The 17,941-nt window shown below is 72.5% G+C and carries 18 protein-coding genes; 8 read left to right on the top strand and 10 right to left on the bottom strand.

Going from position 1 to position 17,941, the window contains the following annotated elements; genetic code table 11:
* Positions 1–79 precede the first annotated feature (79 nt).
* The 4 genes from ACFQ9Z_RS19195 to ACFQ9Z_RS19180 all read right to left on the bottom strand — a co-directional run bounded on the left by ACFQ9Z_RS19195 (position 80) and on the right by ACFQ9Z_RS19180 (position 4,267).
* Positions 80–763 carry an ABC transporter ATP-binding protein gene (locus ACFQ9Z_RS19195; protein WP_383018726.1) on the bottom strand — a complete coding sequence of 228 codons (684 nt, stop codon included), beginning with the start codon at positions 761–763 and terminating at the stop codon, positions 80–82.
* A 67-nt stretch (positions 764–830) separates the two neighbouring features.
* Complete coding sequence (locus ACFQ9Z_RS19190) at positions 831–2,300, bottom strand: ABC transporter permease (RefSeq protein WP_383018723.1); 1,470 nt, start codon at positions 2,298–2,300, stop codon at positions 831–833.
* 155 nt (positions 2,301–2,455) lie between these two features.
* Positions 2,456–3,706, bottom strand: a complete 1,251-nt coding sequence (locus ACFQ9Z_RS19185; RefSeq protein WP_383018720.1) for an Ig-like domain-containing protein — start codon at positions 3,704–3,706, stop codon at positions 2,456–2,458.
* 234 nt (positions 3,707–3,940) lie between these two features.
* A complete protein-coding gene (locus tag ACFQ9Z_RS19180; protein WP_383018717.1) occupies positions 3,941–4,267 on the bottom strand; it encodes a hypothetical protein in 327 nt (108 codons plus the stop codon).
* A 109-nt stretch (positions 4,268–4,376) separates the two neighbouring features.
* On the opposite strand from ACFQ9Z_RS19180, the gene ACFQ9Z_RS19175 reads away from it, so the two are divergent.
* Positions 4,377–4,694 carry an LAETG motif-containing sortase-dependent surface protein gene (locus ACFQ9Z_RS19175; protein ID WP_383018714.1) on the top strand — a complete coding sequence of 106 codons (318 nt, stop codon included), beginning with the start codon at positions 4,377–4,379 and terminating at the stop codon, positions 4,692–4,694.
* Positions 4,695–4,736: 42 nt separating this feature from the next.
* Positions 4,737–5,507, top strand: coding sequence for a hypothetical protein (locus tag ACFQ9Z_RS19170; RefSeq protein ID WP_383018711.1), 771 nt, complete (start codon positions 4,737–4,739; stop codon positions 5,505–5,507).
* 69 nt (positions 5,508–5,576) lie between these two features.
* Here the strand turns inward: ACFQ9Z_RS19170 and hutH are convergent, their stop codons facing one another.
* The 3 genes from hutH to ACFQ9Z_RS19155 all read right to left on the bottom strand — a co-directional run bounded on the left by hutH (position 5,577) and on the right by ACFQ9Z_RS19155 (position 9,292).
* Complete coding sequence (gene hutH, locus ACFQ9Z_RS19165) at positions 5,577–7,115, bottom strand: histidine ammonia-lyase (RefSeq protein ID WP_383019880.1); 1,539 nt, start codon at positions 7,113–7,115, stop codon at positions 5,577–5,579.
* A 97-nt stretch (positions 7,116–7,212) separates the two neighbouring features.
* Positions 7,213–8,355 (bottom strand): diguanylate cyclase domain-containing protein, encoded by a 1,143-nt coding sequence (locus tag ACFQ9Z_RS19160; RefSeq protein WP_383018708.1) that lies wholly within the window; start codon positions 8,353–8,355, stop codon positions 7,213–7,215.
* A 142-nt stretch (positions 8,356–8,497) separates the two neighbouring features.
* Positions 8,498–9,292, bottom strand: a complete 795-nt coding sequence (locus ACFQ9Z_RS19155) for an enoyl-CoA hydratase/isomerase family protein (RefSeq protein ID WP_143627517.1) — start codon at positions 9,290–9,292, stop codon at positions 8,498–8,500.
* A gap of 186 nt (positions 9,293–9,478) precedes the next feature.
* Here ACFQ9Z_RS19155 and ACFQ9Z_RS19150 point away from each other — a divergent pair, with 186 nt between their 5' ends.
* Positions 9,479–10,108, top strand: coding sequence for a hypothetical protein (locus tag ACFQ9Z_RS19150; protein ID WP_383018705.1), 630 nt, complete (start codon positions 9,479–9,481; stop codon positions 10,106–10,108).
* Here the strand turns inward: ACFQ9Z_RS19150 and ACFQ9Z_RS19145 are convergent.
* Both ACFQ9Z_RS19145 and ACFQ9Z_RS19140 read right to left on the bottom strand, forming a co-directional pair.
* Complete coding sequence (locus tag ACFQ9Z_RS19145) at positions 10,099–11,217, bottom strand: adenylate/guanylate cyclase domain-containing protein (RefSeq protein ID WP_281293639.1); 1,119 nt, start codon at positions 11,215–11,217, stop codon at positions 10,099–10,101. The two genes, ACFQ9Z_RS19150 and ACFQ9Z_RS19145, sit on opposite strands and share 10 nt — an antisense overlap.
* Before the next feature lie 259 nt (positions 11,218–11,476).
* On the bottom strand, positions 11,477–12,337 hold the full coding sequence (locus tag ACFQ9Z_RS19140) for a biotin--[acetyl-CoA-carboxylase] ligase (RefSeq protein WP_383018702.1): 861 nt from the start codon (positions 12,335–12,337) through the stop codon (positions 11,477–11,479).
* Between the two features lie 111 nt (positions 12,338–12,448).
* On the opposite strand from ACFQ9Z_RS19140, the gene ACFQ9Z_RS19135 reads away from it, so the two are divergent.
* The 4 genes from ACFQ9Z_RS19135 (at position 12,449) to ACFQ9Z_RS19120 (ending at position 15,188) form a co-directional block, all read left to right on the top strand.
* The gene (locus tag ACFQ9Z_RS19135) at positions 12,449–14,050 is read left to right on the top strand and encodes an acyl-CoA carboxylase subunit beta (protein ID WP_383018699.1); all 1,602 of its coding nucleotides are present in this window, start codon (positions 12,449–12,451) and stop codon (positions 14,048–14,050) included.
* A gap of 68 nt (positions 14,051–14,118) precedes the next feature.
* Complete coding sequence (locus tag ACFQ9Z_RS19130; RefSeq protein ID WP_383018696.1) at positions 14,119–14,328, top strand: acyl-CoA carboxylase epsilon subunit; 210 nt, start codon at positions 14,119–14,121, stop codon at positions 14,326–14,328.
* Positions 14,329–14,401: 73 nt separating this feature from the next.
* Positions 14,402–14,530, top strand: coding sequence for a morphogenic membrane protein MmpB (gene mmpB, locus ACFQ9Z_RS19125; RefSeq protein WP_268894155.1), 129 nt, complete (start codon positions 14,402–14,404; stop codon positions 14,528–14,530).
* Between the two features lie 40 nt (positions 14,531–14,570).
* Complete coding sequence (locus ACFQ9Z_RS19120; RefSeq protein ID WP_383018693.1) at positions 14,571–15,188, top strand: Maf family protein; 618 nt, start codon at positions 14,571–14,573, stop codon at positions 15,186–15,188.
* Here ACFQ9Z_RS19120 and ACFQ9Z_RS19115 read toward each other — a convergent pair.
* The gene (locus ACFQ9Z_RS19115) at positions 15,160–15,732 is read right to left on the bottom strand and encodes a hypothetical protein (protein WP_383018690.1); all 573 of its coding nucleotides are present in this window, start codon (positions 15,730–15,732) and stop codon (positions 15,160–15,162) included. The genes ACFQ9Z_RS19120 and ACFQ9Z_RS19115 overlap by 29 nt on opposite strands.
* A gap of 379 nt (positions 15,733–16,111) precedes the next feature.
* On the opposite strand from ACFQ9Z_RS19115, the gene ACFQ9Z_RS19110 reads away from it, so the two are divergent.
* Entirely contained in the window at positions 16,112–17,884 is a 1,773-nt protein-coding gene (locus tag ACFQ9Z_RS19110; protein ID WP_383018687.1) for an acetyl/propionyl/methylcrotonyl-CoA carboxylase subunit alpha, read from the top strand.
* Positions 17,885–17,941: the final 57 nt, after the last annotated feature.

Raw genomic sequence — 17,941 nt, 5'->3', positions numbered from 1 at the left:
GCCGGGAACTGTTACGCCCCGGGCGGGACACCGTTACACAACCGCGAAGTCCCGCCGGAGCGTGCGGTGTTATGGGCGGTCAGGCGCCGGCGTTCTCCTTGACGGTGATCCGGCCCTTGCGCAGGGTCGCCAGCCGCGGGGCCTTCCGCGCGATCGAGGAGTCGTGGGTGACCATGATGAAGGTCAGCCCGTGCTCCTTCCACAGGCGTTCGAGCACGTCCATGATCTCGTCGCGCGTCCCCTCGTCGAGGTTGCCGGTCGGCTCGTCGGCGAGCAGCACCTTGGGCCGCTTGACGAGGGCCCGGGCGATGGCGACACGCTGCTGCTGCCCCCCGGACATCTCCGAGGGCAGGTGGGCCAGACGCTCGCCGAGGCCGACGGAGCTCAGCGCCTCGGCCGCCCGCTCGCGCCGCTCCCCCACCTTCCCCCCGAGCGGGACCAGGGCGGTCTCGACGTTCTCCTGCGCGGTGAGGGTGGGGATGAGGTTGAACGACTGGAAGACGAAGCCGATGTTCTCGCTGCGGACCCGGGTCAGCCGGCCCTCGGAGAGCCCGGCCAGGTCGGTGCCGTCCAGGACCACCTCTCCGGAGGTGGGCCGGTCCAGCCCGCCGAGCATCTGCAGCAGGGTGGACTTGCCCCCGCCGGTGGGGCCCTGGATGACCAGGCGGTCACCGTCGGGGATGGTCAGGTCGATGCCTTCGAGGGCGTGGACGCTCTCCTTGCCTCTCGTGTAGCGCTTGGTGACGTTCCTGAGTTCGTACATGGGGACTCCTGGGGGCGTTCGGATGGTGCGCGCCGCCGTGCGCCGCGCGTTCGGTGCGGGCCGGCCGCTACTCCACGCGCCGCAGCGCGTCGGCCGGACGCAGCCGCGAGGCCCGCCAGCCGCCGAACGCGCCCGCGGTCAGGCCGCCGGCCACCGCGAGGCCCACCGCGAGGAAGATCGTGGTGACGCTGACCGGGGCGGTGAGGGCCACCTCCAGGGTCCTGGCCGCCTGGCGCCCGGGGCCGCCGAAGCCGCCGCCACCGCCCGGTCCGCCGCCGAAGCCGCCGCCCCCGCCCGTGCCGCCGCCGAGCTGCGCCTGCAGGCTGGGGCTGATCGCCGTCACGGCGTAGGCGCCCGCCAGACCGAGCGCGATGCCGAGGACGCCGCCGACCAGGCCGTTGACGACCGCCTCGCCGACCACCTGCCGGGTCACCCGGCCGGACTTCCAGCCCAGGGCCTTCAGCGTGCCGAACTCGCGCACCCGGCGGGAGACGGCGGAGGAGGTGAGCAGTCCGGCCACCAGGAACGCGGCCACGAGCACCACGATCGACAGCCACTTGCCGACCTTGGTGGCGAGCGACGAGGCGGTGGACAGCGAACCCGAGACGGTCTTGGCCAGGTCGGCGGAGGTGGTGACCGTGGTGCCGGCGACGTTCTTCTGGATGGCGCTCTTCACCGTGTCGATCCGCTGGGAGTCGGTCGCCTTGACGTAGATCGTGGTGATCTTGTTCTTCTCGCCGGCGAGGGTCTGCGCCCGCTTCAGCGGGACGTACAGGTCGGCCGCGGCGTCACCGCTGTCGGCGGTGGCGATGCCGATCACCTTGAACTCGGTGCCCTTGACCGTGACCGTCGAACCGACCTTGTACTTCTTCGACTTGGCGTAGGCCGAGTCGGCGACGGCCACCTCGGCGTCGGTCTCGGTGGTGCGGAAGGTGCGGCCGCTGGTGATCTTCGAGCAGGTCAGCGGACCGAGCGCGGTCCGGGTCACGTCGGTGCCGAAGACGGTGTACTGGTTGATGTCGAAGTCGGCGCCGCCGCCGCGCACCTCGCCCTGCGGCCGGCCGCTCTCGGCGCCGCCGGGACGGCCCGGCTGCCCGCCGGCGTCGCCGTTCTGCTGGAACTGGCCGCGGGTGAACTGGCCGTTGACCTTGACCACGTTGAGGCTGAGACCGCCGACGGCCGAGGAGACCCCCCGCTGGCCCGCGACCTCGGTGACGGTCGAGGAGGCGAGGGTGGTGAACCCCTGCACCATGACCCGGTCGCTGCTCTGGGACTTCGAGTCGCCGTCGTTCTGCGCGTCGAAGCGGAAGCGCGGCCGCTGCGCGTCGCCGGTGGACGCCGAGGCGGCCTTGGTGACGGTCATGTCCGTGCCCAGCCCGTACAGCGACTGCAGGACCTTGTCCTGGGCCTTGCCCATCCCGCTGGACACCGAGTCGACCACGATGACGAGCGCGATGCCGAGCGCGAGACCGGAGGCGACGACGAGAGCCGCCTTTCTACGGCGGCGCAGTTCGCGCCTCAGGTAGGTGAAGAACATGCCCGCAAGCTAGGGACGGACCGTGATGACTCGATAAGGCCGAAATAAAAGAACCATGAGAAGGCCGCGCCCCGCGCCAGGAGGAGCCCGGAAAACGCCGGTGCCGCCCCTGTCGGCAGGGACGGCACGAAAGCGGGTGTGCGGGGAGCGCGGGATCAGACGGCCGAACCGGCCTTCCACTGCGCCCAGTCCATGTTCCAGCCGTTGAGGCCGTTGTCCGGGGAGACCGTCTTGTCACCGGTGTGCCGGACCACCACGACGTCACCGACGAGGGAGTGGTTGTAGACCCACGCGGCCGGCGTGCTGGGGTCGTTGGCGCCCTTGGTGTCGGACAGGCCCACGCAGCCGTGGCTGGTGTTGACGCTGCCGAAGATGGACTTCGCGCCCCAGTAGTTGCCGTGCAGGAAGGTGCCGGAGCTGGTCAGCCGGATGGCGTGGGGCACGTCCTTGATGTCGTACTCGCCCTTGCCGTCGTCGTCGGTGAAGCCCACGGTCGCGCCGTTCATGCGCGTCTGCTTGAACTTCTCGGACATCACCATGATGCCCTCGTACGTCTTGTTCTCCGGGGAACCGGCGGAGATCGGTATGGTCTTTATCGTCCTGCCGTCCTGCGTGACCTTCATCTTCTTGGTCTGCGCGTCGACGTAGGAGACCTGGTTGCGGCCGATGTGGAAGGTGACCGTCTTCTGCTGCACGCCGTAGACGCCGGAAGCGCCCTCGACGCCGTCGAGCGCGAGCTTCAGCGTGACGGTGGAGTTCTCCTTCCAGTACTCCTGGGGGCGGAAGTCGATGCGGTTGGCGTTGAACCAGTGGCCCACGACCTCCTGACCGCTGCTGGAGGTGACCGTGATCCCCTTCTGCACGGCGGCCTTGTTGGTGATCGCCTTGTCGAAGTTGATCGACACCGGCATGCCCACGCCGACGGTCGAACCGTTCTCCGGCGTGAAGTTGCCTATGAAGCTGTTGGCCGGCGAGACCGTGGTGAAGGATGCGTTCTCGTGGGCCACGCGGCCGGCGGAGTCCTTGGCCTCGGCGGCGAGCCTGTAGGTGGTCGACCGTTCCAGCTGGGCGTCGGGCTGCCAGCTCGTGCGGTCGGCGGACAGTGCGCCGGCCACGGTCTTGCCGTCCTCGGTGGTCATGGACACGTTGGTGAGGGTGCCCTTGGCGACCTTGACGGCGGCCGAGTTGTTGATGGAGGCGTTGTTCGAGCCGTCCTTCGGCGTGATGGTGATCTGGGCCTCGGAGGACTTCTTGGCCGCCGCCTCGTCGGCCTTGGCCTGCGAGGTGTCACCGCTGTCGGACCCCTTGGCGTCGCCGCCGCCGCCGGAACATCCGGTGAGTGCCAGCACGCCACCGAGCAGTGCGGACGCGACCGTGAGGCCCCTGCGCCGCTTGCTGTCCGTCATCACACGCTTCTCCATCGTTGCCGTCGTCGCGAACCCCGGGTCCCCATGGGAACCACCAACGCTACGGGCGATTCGCCCCGCTCCACGCCGACTGCGGGTGTGGGTCTCCCCACGTCCGCCCGTGACGGGTGGTGCCGAAGTCGTCCGCGCGCCCCCTGAGACGAGAAAACCCCGGACGGCGGTTGCCGTCCGGGGTGCACAAGTGCCCCTGGACGCTCAGCCGATGCCGCCCTCTTACTCGTCGTCCTCTACATCATCCCCGTCCATCTCCCAGTCCGGGGAGTCGGGGTCGTAGTCGATGTGCTCGCTGGACCAGGAGGCCTGCTGGAGTTCCACCCCGGGCACCTCGCTGACCAGGTCGAACGGATCCACGAGGTACGCGAGGGCCTCCGCGGTGTCTTCCGTCACAGCGTCCTCGGCGTGCGCCCGCTCCTCCTGCGGCAGCTCCGGATCGGCGGCGAGCCGGCGCAGCGCGGCCTTGGTCAGCTCGTCGCCGTCCTCCACCTCGAGGACCAACTCCACCCGAAGTCGTACAAATCTGGATGTCTCTTCCGTGCTCATGCCGCGAGCGTACGACTGAAACCCCTTGTGACTTTCCTGTGACCCGCGATTTTCACTAACATCGCCCCACACGGCCAATTCGCCAGCGTCACAAGGGGATCGATATTCCGTGTCATCCGCTCGCCGTCCGCTGCTGACCGCCACCGCCGCGGGAACGCTGCTGTGCGCCCTGTGGTTCGTCCCGTCCGCCAACGCGTCGCAGGACGGCCCGGCGAGAGCGGCGACCGGGGCGGCCTCGACGACACCCGTCACCCAGCAGGCGAAGGCCGTGTCCGAGGGCACCGCGGCCGACGCCGCGGACACCGCGGAACTGGCCGACACCGGCAGCTTCGACACCACGCCGTACGTGGCCGGCGGCAGCCTGTTCCTCGCCGTGGGCGCCGGGTTCGTGGTGTATTCGGTGCGCCGGGAACGCCTCGGCCTTTAATACCGCTTGACGATTCTTTGACAGTACACGCATAGTCCGCTCATGAAGAGATCATCGGGCGTGCGGCTGTGCGCCACCGCGGTCGTCGGCGCCCTCTCGCTCGCCCTCGTGACGGGCTGTTCCGACGGCGGCTCCGGGGACGGCGGGGGCGGCTCCGCCAAGGCGCTGACCGCCGCCGAGCTGAAGGACCGGCTCATCGCCAAGGGCGAGGTGCCGGGATTCAAGGTCGAGGCCGTCAAGGGCGGGATCCCCGACAAGAGCAAGGTCAAGGCGGGCGAAGCGCGGTGCGACCCGCTGCTGCGCGCCCTCACCGCCATCGCCCCCGGCGAGCCGGCGGCGCAGGCCAGCCGCATGGCGACGGAGGACAAGAAGGACCCCACGGACGACGCGACGTCCCTGGACGATCTGGCCGACGGCAAGTTCGAGGACGCGCTCAACAAGTCCATGGACCTGGACGTCACCGTGGTCACCCTGGCCTCGTACGACGGTGACGGCGCCGGGAAGGCCCTGAAGTCGGTCTCGGACGCGGTGAAGGCGTGCTCGGGCGGCTTCGCCGGTGAGCAGGACGGCGAGAAGGGGAAGTTCACCAAGGTGGCCGAGGAGAAGTCCTCGGGCACGGGTGACGAGTCGGTGGCCTTCACCGCGACCAACGACAGCTCCGACGAGGGTGACATGCCGCTGCACGCAGAGGTCGTGCGGCACGGCAACACGCTGGCGACGTACTCCACGGTCAACATCGGCGCGATGATGTCCAAGAAGCCGTACTCGGTCTCCGCGCCGGTCGTCAAGGCACAGGCGGCCAAGCTGAAGTGACGGCCCGTCCGCGGACGGGGCCGGGCCGGTGGGGGGCGCCGTCCGACGGCGCCCCCCACCGGACGCGGGTCAGGCCAGCGGCCCCGTCACGGACTCCGCGGCGGTGACGAGGCGCCCCCCGCGGACGAAGGCGTCGGCGGCGGCCAGGTCGGGGGCCAGGAAGCGGTCCGGGCCCGGTCCCCGCACGCCGGCGGCGCGTACGGCGTCGATCACCGCCCGGGAGGCGGGCGCCGGGTTCAGCCCCTCGCGCAGTTCGATGGCGCGGGTGGCCGCGTACAGCTCGATGGCGATGACCCGGGTGAGGTTCCCGACGGCGGTGCGCAGCTTGCGCGCGGCCGACCAGCCCATGGACACGTGGTCCTCCTGCATGGCGGAGGACGGGATGGAGTCGGCCGAGGCCGGGACGGCCAGCCGCTTCAGCTCGCTGACCAGGGCGGCCTGGGTGTACTGGGCGATCATCAGGCCGGAGTCGACGCCGGCGTCGTCGGCGAGGAACGGCGGCAGCCCGTGGCTGCGGTTCTTGTCGAGCAGCCGGTCGGTACGGCGCTCGGCGATGGAGGCCAGGTCGGCGGCCGCGATGGCGAGGAAGTCCAGGACGTAGGCGACCGGGGCCCCGTGGAAGTTGCCGTTGGACTCCACCCGCCCGTCGGGCAGCACGACGGGGTTGTCCACGGCGGAGGCCAGCTCGCGCTCGGCGACCAGGCGGGCGTGCGCGAGGGTGTCCCGGCCGGCGCCGGCGACCTGCGGAGCGCAGCGCACCGAGTAGGCGTCCTGGACGCGCGGGGCGTCGTCCTGGTGGTGGCCGGTGAGCTGGGAGCCCTTGAGCACGGCCAGCATGTTGGCGGCGGAGGCGCCCTGACCCGGGTGCGGGCGGATGGCGTGCAGCTCGGGGGCGAGCACCTTGTCCGTGCCGAGCAGCGCCTCCAGGCTGAGGGCGGCGGTGACGTCGGCGGACTTGTACAGGGTGTCGAGGTCGGCGAGGGCCATGACCAGCATGCCGAGCATGCCGTCGGTGCCGTTGAGGAGGGCGAGCCCCTCCTTCTCGCGCAGCTCGACGGGGGCGATCCCGTGCTCGGCGAGCAGCTCGCCGGCCGGCCGGACCACGCCGTCGGGGCCCTCCGCGTCGCCCTCGCCCATGAGGGCCAGGGCACAGTGGGAGAGCGGGGCCAGGTCCCCGGAGCAGCCCAGGGAGCCGTACTCGTGCACGACCGGGGTGATCCCGGCGTTGAGCACGTCGGCCATGGTCTGCGCGACCTCGGGCCGGACCCCGGTGTGCCCGGAGCAGACGGTCTTCAGCCGCAGGAACATCAGGGCGCGTACGACCTCCCGCTCGACCCGCGGGCCCATGCCGGCGGCGTGCGAGCGGACGATGTTGCGCTGCAGCTGGGCGCGCAGTTCCTGGCTGATGTGCCGGGTCGCCAGGGCTCCGAAACCGGTGGAGACGCCGTAGACCGGGTCGGGCTTGGCCGCGAGGGCGTCCACGATCTCCCGGGCCGCCGCGAGGGCCGCCACGGCCTCGGCCGACAGCTCGATGCGGGCACCGCCGCGCGCCACGGCGAGAACGTCGGACGCCGTGACACCGGACGTCCCCACCACCACAGTGTGCATATCCATATTCAGGAGCGTACGCATTGAATGCGTTGGTGTCACTAGTGGGGTGCGGGAGCACCCCTTACCGTCCCGCGGGGGTACGCCCCGGGCGCTCTCAGGGCAGCCGGCCCCTGAAGCGGCGCCGCTCGGCCCGCCCCGGGGAGGGCTCGTCGGCGAGGCGTACGACGGGGTCGTCCGGCCCCTCACGGCCCGCCACCACCGGCCGATCCGCCCCCAGGGCCTTGGCCCGGTACTGCGCGGCGTCGGCCAGCCGGAACAGCCGCCGGGCGTCGCGCACCGGCCCGATCGGGTCCTCGGTCGAGGCGACGCCGCAGGCCACCCCCTCGCCCAGCTCCAGCTCCCCGGCCCGCCGGCACAGCTCGTCCGCCGCCTTGACCACGTCGTCCGCGGGCGGGCCGGCCACCAGCAGGCAGAACTCGTCGCCGCCGAGCCGTGCGGCGAGCGCCCCCGGCACCATCGCCCCGCACAGCGACAGCACCGAGCCGAACCGCTCCAGCAGCCGGTCGCCGACGGCGTGCCCGAGGGTGTCGTTGACCCGCTTCAGCCCGTTGAGATCACAGACGACCAGGCTGACGACCACACCCCGGGTGCGGTGCCGCTCGACGGCCTCCTCCAGGTGGACGTCCACGGCACGGCGGTTGGCCAGGCCGGTGAGGGAGTCGGTGAACGCCAGCCGGCGGGCCTCCTCGAGCCGCTCGGTCTGGGCCAGCCCCGCGGCGACGACCGCGGCCAGCACGGTGGCGAAGTCGGCGTCGGGAGGCCCGAAGACGGGGGCGCTGACCGCCCGGGCCACGTACAGCTCGCCCCACGCCCGGCCGTGCAGCACGACGGGGGCGACCACGCAGCAGCCCCGGCCGCGGCGGCGCAGCGCGGCCACCCGCTGGTGGAAGTAGCCGGGGTCGCCGGCGGCCGTGCCCTCGGCGGTCTCCACCCAGGCGTTCGGACCGCCCCCGCCGACCCAGCGCTCGTGCAGGAACTCGGTGATCTCCGGGAACTGGTGCACCGGGTAGGTCTCGGCCTCCGGGAACTCCTCCTCGTCCGGGCGGCGCTCCCCCACGTTGACCAGCACGCGCAGCCGGCCCAGGTCCCGCTCCCACACCGACAGCGCGGCGAAGCTGCCGTCCAGCGCCCAGCACGCGCCGAGCGCGGCGGCGCGCCACGACTCCATCGGCGCACGCGCCGCGGCCATCCCCTGAGCCAGCGCCACCACGGCGGCCAGCCGCTTGTCCTCACCCATTGCTCCAGATTAGGGAGGAAATGAGATGAACAGGAACATCAAGGCATCGCGCTGCCGACTCGACGCGACGCCGCCCGGCCGGTCCCTGTCGGGACGGGCGGCCGGCCCCGGGTGGACCGCCGTCAGGCGGCGTCCCGCACCGTCACTCGCCCGGCCACCGCGGCTCGCGCTTCTCGTTGAAGGCCGCCACGCCCTCCGCCCGGTCCCCGGAGAACGCCACCGACCGCCACGCCGCGTCCTCGACCTCCAGACCGGCCCGCAGGTCCAGGCCGTGCCCCAGCCGCAGCGCCCGCTTGGCCGCACGCAGCCCCACCGGCGAGTTCCGGGCGATGCGCGCCGCCAGCGCCAGCGCCTCCTCGCGGTCCCGGCCCTCCTCGACCAGTTCGTCCACCAGCCCGAGGCCCGCCGCCTCCGCCGCGTCCAGCCGCCGGGCGGTGAAGATCAGCTCGGCCGCCCGGGCCGCCCCGACCCGCCGCGGCAGGAGCTGCGTGCCGCCGCCGCCCGGGATCACGCCCACCGACACCTCCGGCAGCCCCACCACCGCCGTCGGGTCGGCCACGATCAGGTCGCAGGAAAGCGCCAGCTCGAACCCTCCGCCCAGCGCGAAGCCGTGCACCGCCGCGACGGTCGGCATCGGCAGTTCCAGCACCCCGGTGTACGCCCCGCGCGCCACCGGCCGCTGCCGCACCAGGTCGGCGTCGCTGAAGGAGTTCCGCTCCTTCAGGTCGGCCCCGACGCAGAACGCGCGCTCGTGCGAGGAGGTCAGCACGACCACCCGCGCCTCCCGGTCGGCGGCGAGCGCAGCGCACGCGCCCGCGAGGGAGCGGGCCATCTCCGTCGAGACGGCGTTCATGGCCTTCGGCCGGTCCAGCACCAGCTCCGCCACGTGCCCGTGCCGCCGCACCAGCACGAACTCCCCGTACCGCTCCTCGCTCATGACACCCTCCGGTTAACGCGGGTTAACTCACTGCCGTCCCGATCATCGCAGCCGCACCCCGCCGCGGGAAAGAGCCGTCCCCTCCGCTCCCCTACACCCGTTCGAGTGACATCCCGGCCGTTTCGGTCCACACCGACCATGAGCGCGCATAGCGTGCGCTCCGCGCCACGGTGGGGAGGGGACCTCATGAGACCGATACGCGCCGGGTCCGGTGCCGGGGAAACGAATCAGCGGAGCACCGCGGCCCGGACCGCGACGCTTCCCGGCCACCGCGGCCGGCACCGCAGGCCCCGCCCCCGCAAGGTGCTGCTGGCCGCGGGGGGTCTGGCGCTGGCCGCCGGGGTGCTCAGCCTCGTGCGCGCCGCACCGGAGTCCGGTGTCGGCGCCCCGGACGCGGCGCAGGCCGAGCCCCGGCTCGACCCGAGCGGCACCGTCACCGCCCGCTCCTCGGCCCCGGCCGCCGCCTCGGCCACGGTCCGCACCGCCCGGCCCTCGGCCACCGCGGCCATGGACGGGGTGAACGCGGCGCCGACGGACACGGAAGCGCCGGCGGATCCGCACCCGGCCGCCCCCAGCGCCTCGGCGACCCGCCTCGCGCCGCCGAGCGGCAGCACCGCACCGACCAGCGGGCCGCGGGACACCGAGCCGGCCACCACCGCCCCGCACGCCTCGCAGCCGGCGCCCGCGCCGACCAGGACCACGCCCGCGCCGGCCCCGAGCCACGGCCCGACGGACCCGCCCACCCGGGGCGGCGGCGGCCTGTGCCTGCCGGTGATCGGCCTCTGCGTGGACGTGCTGGGCGACGGTCAGGACTGACCGTCGCGGCGGGCGAGCAGCCACGGCTCGACCACTCCGAGCCCGCGCACCGGGCGTTGCCACATCGGCTGGAGCGCGAAGCGGTACACCGGCGGCTCCTCGCCCTCCTTCTCCGCGGCGGCGGCCGCCTCGGCGGCCTCCGCCTCCGAGGCGGGCGCCTCCTTGGTGCGCACCAGCTCCTCGGCGAAGGCGCTGTCCACCAGCACGGCGTCGCGCGGGGCTATGGAGGTCAGCCGGGAGGCCAGGTTGACGGTCGTGCCGAAGACGTCGCCCATGCGCGTGGTGACCGTGCCGAACGCCATCCCGACGCGCAGCTCCGGCATCGTCTCGTCGTTGGCCATCGTCTCCACCAGCCGCAGTGCGATGTCCGCGGCCGTGCCCGCGTCGTCGGCGACGTAGAGCACCTCGTCGCCGAGGGTCTTGATGAGCCGCCCGCCGCGCGCGGCGACCAGGTCGGCGGCCGTGGTCTCGAAGGCCTCGACCAGCTCGCCGAGCTCCTCCTCCTCCATCCGCCGGGTCAGCCGGGTGAAGCCGACCAGGTCGGCGAAGCCGACCGCGAGCCGCCGGTCGACCATCTCCTCGTCGTCGGCGGTCTGCACGACCCGGCCGGCCGAGGCGGCGAGCTGCCGCCGCCACACGTAGACCAGGAACTCCTCGAGCTCGGGCAGCAGCAGCTCGACGATCGGATAGGTGACCTCGGTGCGGGTCATGCCGGGCTCGGGCGGCTCGGTCAGGCCCTCCAGGAAGGAGTCGATCTGCCATTCGGCCAACCGGGCGGTGGTCTGCCCCGTGGACCGGGCCACCTGCACCGCCATGGCCTCGCTCAGCAGACCGGCCTCGACCAGACCGGCGAGCCGCCGCAGGGCGAGCACGTCGGCCTCGGTGAGCGCCTTGGCCTGCCCGATGTCGGCGAAGCCCATGGCGCGCCAGAAGCGGGACGCCAGCTCCATGGAGACACCGGCGCTGCGGGCCGCCTGGAACGGCGTGTAGCGCCGCTCGGCGCCGAGGATGAGCTGCTCGAGACGCAGGGCGAGCGGATCGTCGCCGGGGTCGGCGGCGTGGGGATCCACCTGCGCGTCCGCGCCGGAACCCGTGTCGTCGACGGTCACGCCTGCTGCCCTTCCGATCTGCCGCGGTCAGGTACGACCGGCCTCAACTCTACGGCAGTGTGCGCCAGCTCACTCCGTCGGGCCGAGCGGGGGTCCCCCTCCGGCACCGGCCGGCCGAAACCGGGCCCCCGGCCGGCGACAGCCCCGGGTGTGCCGTCCCGTCGCCCCCGGCCGCGGGCCCACGAGGGCCCCGCACGCGGTTCTCCGCGCGCCCCGGGGCACCCGGGAGCGGCAGCCGCTCCCGGGCCCTCGGGGCGCACTACGCGGGGCGCAGGTGGACGATGTCGCCCGCGCCCACCGGCTCCCGCACCCCCTCTTCCGTGGCGATGACCAGGCGTCCGTCACCGTCGACCGCCACCGCCTCGCCGACCACGGAGCGGTCCCCGGGCAGTTCCGCCCGGACCGTGCGCCCCAGCGTCGCGCACCCCGCCGCGTAGGTCTCCTGCAGTCCGCTGACGTCCGGGTCGCCCGCCGCCGAGCGCCACCGCCCGTACCAGTCCTCGAGCGACCGCAGCACGCCGCGCAGCAGCGGGTCCCGGTCCGTGTTCGCAGCCCCGGCCAGCGCCAGCGACCCCGCCTGCGGCACCGGCAGCTCCGGCGCGCGCAGGCTGACGTTGACGCCCACGCCGATGACGACCCCGTCGTCCCCGGCCCGCTCCGCGAGGATGCCGCCGGTCTTGCGCTCCTCGCCGCCGACGGTCACCAGCAGGTCGTTTGGCCACTTCAGCGCCGTGTCCACGCCGGCCGTCCGGGACAGCCCGGTCGCCACCGCGACACCGGTGAGCAGCGGCAGCCAGCCCCAGCGGGCGACCGGCACCTCGGCCGGCTTCAGCAGCACGGAGAAGAACAGACCGGAGCGCGGCGGAGCGGTCCACTGCCGGTCCAGCCGGCCCCGCCCTGCCGTCTGCTCCTCGGCGACGAGCACCGCGCCCTCCCCGGCCCGGCCGGCGGCGGCCCTGGCCACCAGGTCGGAGTTGGTGGATCCGGTGCGCTGGACCACGTCCACCGCCGACCACAGCCCGCCCTCCCGGACCAGCCCGCGCCGCAGCGCCGCGGCGTTCAGGGGCGGACGGTCCAGATCGGACCAGCGGTTGTCGTCTGATGCATTGTGCGGCGTCATGCAAGTCACCCTAGGTGTGGGAAACGCCGCACTGCTGATGCGCAGCGGCACCACTACGCTACGGATGAGTAACCGTCCCCCCTTTTGAGCAGGCAGGGAGCCGCGATCCCGATGTCCGAGCCGGAAGAGCGCCAAGAGATCGACATCCACACGACCGCGGGCAAGCTCGCGGATCTGCAGCGCCGCATCCACGAGGCGACGCACGCCGGCTCGGAGCGCGCCGTCGAGAAACAGCACGCCAAGGGCAAGCTGACGGCGCGTGAGCGCATCGAACTCCTTCTCGACGAGGGTTCCTTCGTCGAGCTGGACGAGTTCGCCCGTCACCGCTCCACCAACTTCGGCCTGGAGAAGAACCGCCCGTACGGCGACGGTGTCGTGACCGGCTACGGCACGGTCGACGGCCGCCCGGTCGCGGTGTTCTCCCAGGACTTCACCGTCTTCGGCGGCGCCCTCGGCGAGGTCTACGGCCAGAAGATCGTCAAGGTGATGGACTTCGCGCTGAAGACCGGCTGCCCGGTCATCGGCATCAACGACTCAGGCGGCGCGCGCATCCAGGAAGGCGTGGCCTCGCTGGGCGCCTACGGCGAGATCTTCCGCCGCAACACCCACGCCTCCGGGGTGATCCCGCAGATCAGCCTGGTCGTCGGCCCGTGCGCGGGCGGCGCGGTGTACTCCCCGGCGATCACCGACTTCACGGTCATGGTCGACCAGACGTCGCACATGTTCATCACCGGTCCGGACGTCATCAAGACCGTCACCGGCGAGGACGTCGGCTTCGAGGAGCTGGGCGGCGCCCGCACCCACAACTCCGCCTCCGGTGTGGCCCACCACATGGCCGGGGACGAGAAGGACGCCATCGAGTACGTCAAGCAGCTCCTGTCGTACCTGCCGTCCAACAACCTCAGCGAGGCCCCGGTCTTCCCGGAGGAGGCGGACCTCGCCGTCAGCGCCGAGGACCTGGAGCTGGACACCCTGGTTCCGGACAGCGCGAACCAGCCGTACGACATCCGCACGGTGGTCGAACACGTGTTGGACGACGCCGAGTTCTTCGAGACGCAGGCGCTGTTCGCGCCGAACATCGTCACCGGCTTCGGGCGGGTCGAGGGCCATCCGGTGGGCATCGTCGCCAACCAGCCGATGCAGTTCGCCGGCTGCCTGGACATCGACGCCTCGGAGAAGGCCGCCCGCTTCGTGCGGACCTGCGACGCCTTCAACGTCCCGGTGCTCACCTTCGTCGACGTGCCGGGCTTCCTGCCGGGCGTCGACCAGGAGCACACCGGCATCATCCGGCGCGGCGCCAAGCTGATCTTCGCCTACGCCGAGGCGACGGTCCCGCTGATCACCGTCATCACCCGCAAGGCGTTCGGCGGCGCCTACGACGTCATGGGCTCCAAGCACCTGGGCGCCGACCTCAACCTGGCCTGGCCGACCGCCCAGATCGCGGTCATGGGCGCCCAGGGCGCCGTCAACATCCTGCACCGCCGCACCATCGCCGAGGCGGAGGGCCGCGGAGAGGGCGAGGCCGCCAGGGCCCAGCTCATCCAGGAGTACGAGGACACCCTGCTCAACCCCTACGTCGCGGCCGAGCGCGGCTACGTCGACGCGGTGATCATGCCGTCCGACACCCGCTCCCACGTCGTCCGGGGCCTGCGTCAGCTCCGCACGAAGCGGGAATCCCTCCCTCCGAAGAAGCACGGCAACATCCCCCTGTAGGACCTGCGGGGCCGGCCCGGCGCACCCCGCCGGGCCGGCCCCGGCCCCGCCGACCCCCTGGAGCGGTCATGAACATCAAGGTCGTACGAGGCAACCCGACGCCTGAGGAGCTGGCCGCCGCACTGGCGGTGGTCCGGGCCCGCGCCGTGGCGGTCGCCGCGGCGCCGCCCGGCGCGGCCGGGACGAGGGACTCGTGGTCGGACCCCGCCCGCATCGCGTCCGCGCGCCTGCCCCAGCCGGGCCCCGCGTCCTGGACCCGCACCTACTGGCCAAGCTGAGCGCGACGCCGGGCAAGCGACTTGAGTACGGGTACTCAGGCGCCCGGCCGGAAGCCACCGGCACGCTGGAGGGATGCTGTGGTCAGACCCCGAGAACGAGCCGCCCGAAGAACTGCGCGACACGCAGGAGATGCTGCGGCGGCTCGGACTCGTCCTGGCCCTGGCGATGGTGCTGGGAATGATCGTGATCGGCCTTCGGTAGCGCGGCGCGTGATCCGCACACGAGGGCCTAACCTGGCCGCATGACTGCCAAGCCACGCAGGCGACTCGTCCTCGCCTCCCAGTCCCCCGCCCGGCTCGGCCTGCTGCGCCAGGCGGGCCTCGCCCCCGAGGTGATCGTGAGCGGGGTGGACGAGGACGCCGTGACCGCGCCCACCCCGGCGGAGCTGGCGCTCGCCCTGGCCGAAGCCAAGGCCTCGGTGGTGGCGGCGAAGCCGGAGGTGCTGGGCGCCCTGGTCATCGGCTGCGACTCGGTGCTGGAGCTGGACGGGCAGGCACTCGGCAAGCCGGCCGACGCCGGGGAGGCCACCGCCCGCTGGAAGGCCATGCGCGGACGGGCCGGGACCCTGCAGACGGGGCACTGCATCTGGGACACGACGGCGAAGCGCTACGTCTCCGCGACCGCGTCCACCGTCGTCCGCTTCGGCGAGCCGAGCGACGAGGAGATCGCCGCCTACGTCGCCTCCGGCGAACCCCTCTACGTCGCCGGGGCGTTCACCCTGGACGGCCGTTCGGCGCCGTTCATCGAGGGCATCGACGGCGACCACGGCAACGTGATCGGCATCAGCCTGCCCCTCGTCCGCCGGCTGCTGGCCGAACTCGGCGTCGGCATCACGGAGTTGTGGGAACCGGCTGAGTGACCTGGGCGGGGACGGAGTCCTGCGGCTCCTCGTCCCCGTCCTGCGGCTCGCCGGCGCCGCCGTGCGAGGCGCCCGCCTCCCGCGCGGGCCCGGCCGCCGGCTCGTCCTCCACCCGCGGGTCGCCGCCCGCCCCGGGCGCGCCGCCGGAGGCGTCCCCCGCCGGGCCGCCGTCCCGGTCGTACGTCACCAGCAGCAGGACGAGCAGGCCGAGCATCACCACCATGAACACGAAGGCCTGCCAGCCCACCAGGCTCAGCGTGAACGCCCCCAGCAGGCCGTGCACGACCGCGACGCTGATCAGCAGCACCCGGCCGAAGCCGGCGGGCGCGCGGTCGCGTACCGCCACCAGGAGGGCCACCAGGGCGCACAGGGCGAAGTAGAGGCCGAAGACGAGGCCGCCGACCTTCGAGGACGCCGACATGACGTCCGGGTCCAGTCCGGCCAGCGACATCCGCTGACGCTCCACGATCACCCCGAGGAACCAGTTGAGCGCCCCGATGCCGAACGCCTCGGCCAGGAGGACGACCGCCACGATCCCTGCCACCGGCCTGCGCACCACCAGCCCCCACCCACTCTCCAGCCAGACCCGTTACTCCGGGTACGTTCGAGTCATCGTGAACGCTACTAACGGGTAAACCCCGGGACAAGGGTTCGGCCACCGGCAAAGAATCATTGGGCCATTCGTAGGGACTCGACAAAGATTCGGAGTGGGGCGCGGCACCCTCTCACAGAGACCTTGACCACACGTCGGGGCTAGGGTTGCCCGGAGGAGTCCTGCCGCACCCCAGGTGCGACATGGGCTTTCGCGGGTCGAGCGGGCCTCGGATCACGCTCCGTGTGGGCAAGCTCACCATTGGGAACGGGTCGATGAGCGGTGTCGGCAGTCCCTAAACTCGGCTTGTTTCAAGGAGGGAGCCTCAATCGTGCGCAAGGTGCTCATCGCCAACCGTGGCGAAATCGCTGTCCGCGTGGCCCGGGCCTGCCGGGACGCCGGGATCGCGAGCGTGGCCGTCTACGCCGACCCGGACCGGGACGCTCTGCATGTCCGCGCCGCGGATGAGGCGTTCGCCCTGGGCGGTGACACTCCGGCGACCAGCTATCTGGACATCGAGAAGGTGCTGAACGCCGCCCGTGAGTCGGGGGCCGACGCCATCCATCCGGGCTACGGCTTCCTCTCGGAGAACGCGGAGTTCGCGCAGGCCGTGCTGGACGCGGGCCTGAACTGGATCGGCCCGCCGCCGCAGGCCATCCGCGACCTGGGCGACAAGGTGGCCGCCCGTCACATCGCCCAGCGCGCCGGCGCCCCGCTGGTCGCCGGCACGCCCGACCCCGTCTCCGGCGCGGACGAGGTCGTCGCGTTCGCCGAGGAGTACGGCCTGCCGATCGCCATCAAGGCCGCCTTCGGCGGCGGTGGCCGCGGCCTGAAGGTCGCCCGGACCCTCGAAGAGGTTCCGGAGCTGTACGACTCCGCGGTGCGCGAGGCGGTCGCCGCCTTCGGCCGCGGCGAGTGCTTCGTCGAGCGTTACCTCGACCGTCCGCGGCACGTCGAGACCCAGTGCCTGGCCGACAAGCACGGCAACGTGGTGGTCGTCTCCACCCGTGACTGCTCGCTGCAGCGCCGCCACCAGAAACTGGTCGAGGAGGCCCCGGCGCCGTTCCTCTCCGAGGAGCAGGTCGCCGAGCTGTACCGCGCCTCGAAGGCCATCCTGAAGGAGGCCGGCTACGAGGGCGCCGGCACCTGTGAGTTCCTGGTCGGCCAGGACGGCACGATCTCCTTCCTCGAGGTCAACACCCGCCTCCAGGTGGAGCACCCGGTCACCGAGGAGGTCGCCGGCATCGACCTGGTCCGCGAGATGTTCCGCATCGCCGACGGCGAGGAACTCGGTTACGACGACCCCGCCCTGCGCGGACACTCGTTCGAGTTCCGGATCAACGGCGAGGACCCGGGCCGCAACTTCCTGCCCGCCCCCGGTGCGGTCACCCGCTTCGACGCGCCGGCCGGTCCCGGCGTCCGCCTTGACGCGGGCGTGGAGGCCGGCAGCGTGATCGGCCCGGCGTGGGACTCGCTGCTCGCCAAGCTGGTCGTCACCGGCCGCACCCGCAAGGAGGCCCTGGAGCGGGCCGCCCGGGCGTTGGACGAGTTCCAGGTCGAGGGCATGGCGACGGCCATCCCGTTCCACCGCGTGGTCGTCAGGGACCCGGCGTTCGCTCCCGAGCTGACCGGTTCCGATGAGCCGTTCGCGGTCCACACCCGCTGGATCGAGACCGAGTTCGTCAACGAGATCAAGCCCTTCACCGCTCCGGCCGACGCCGAGGCGGAGGAGGAGACGGGCCGCGAGACGGTCGTCGTCGAGGTCGGCGGCAAGCGCCTCGAGGTCTCCCTGCCGTCCTCCCTGGGCATGTCGCTGGCCCGCACCGGCCTCGCCGCCGGCGCCAAGCCGAAGCGCCGCGCGGCCAAGAAGTCCGGCCCGGTGGCCTCCGGCGACACCCTCGCCTCCCCGATGCAGGGCACGATCGTCAAGGTCGCCGTGGAGGAGGGCCAGGAGGTCAAGGAGGGCGACCTGGTCGTCGTCCTGGAGGCCATGAAGATGGAGCAGCCGCTCAACGCCCACAGGTCCGGCACCGTCAAGGGCCTGAACTTCGAGGTGGGCGCCTCGGTCACGTCCGGCGCCGCGATCTGCGAGATCAAGGACTGACGCCAGGCCGTCCCGAACAACGCCGCCCGGTGGCGCCCGTCAGGGCCCACCGGGCGT

Source organism: Streptomyces sp. NPDC056580, from assembly GCF_042793175.1.
GTDB lineage: Bacteria > Actinomycetota > Actinomycetes > Streptomycetales > Streptomycetaceae > Streptomyces.
Note: the sequence above shows the minus strand (reverse complement) of the source record. Positions and strands in the feature narration are given on the sequence as shown.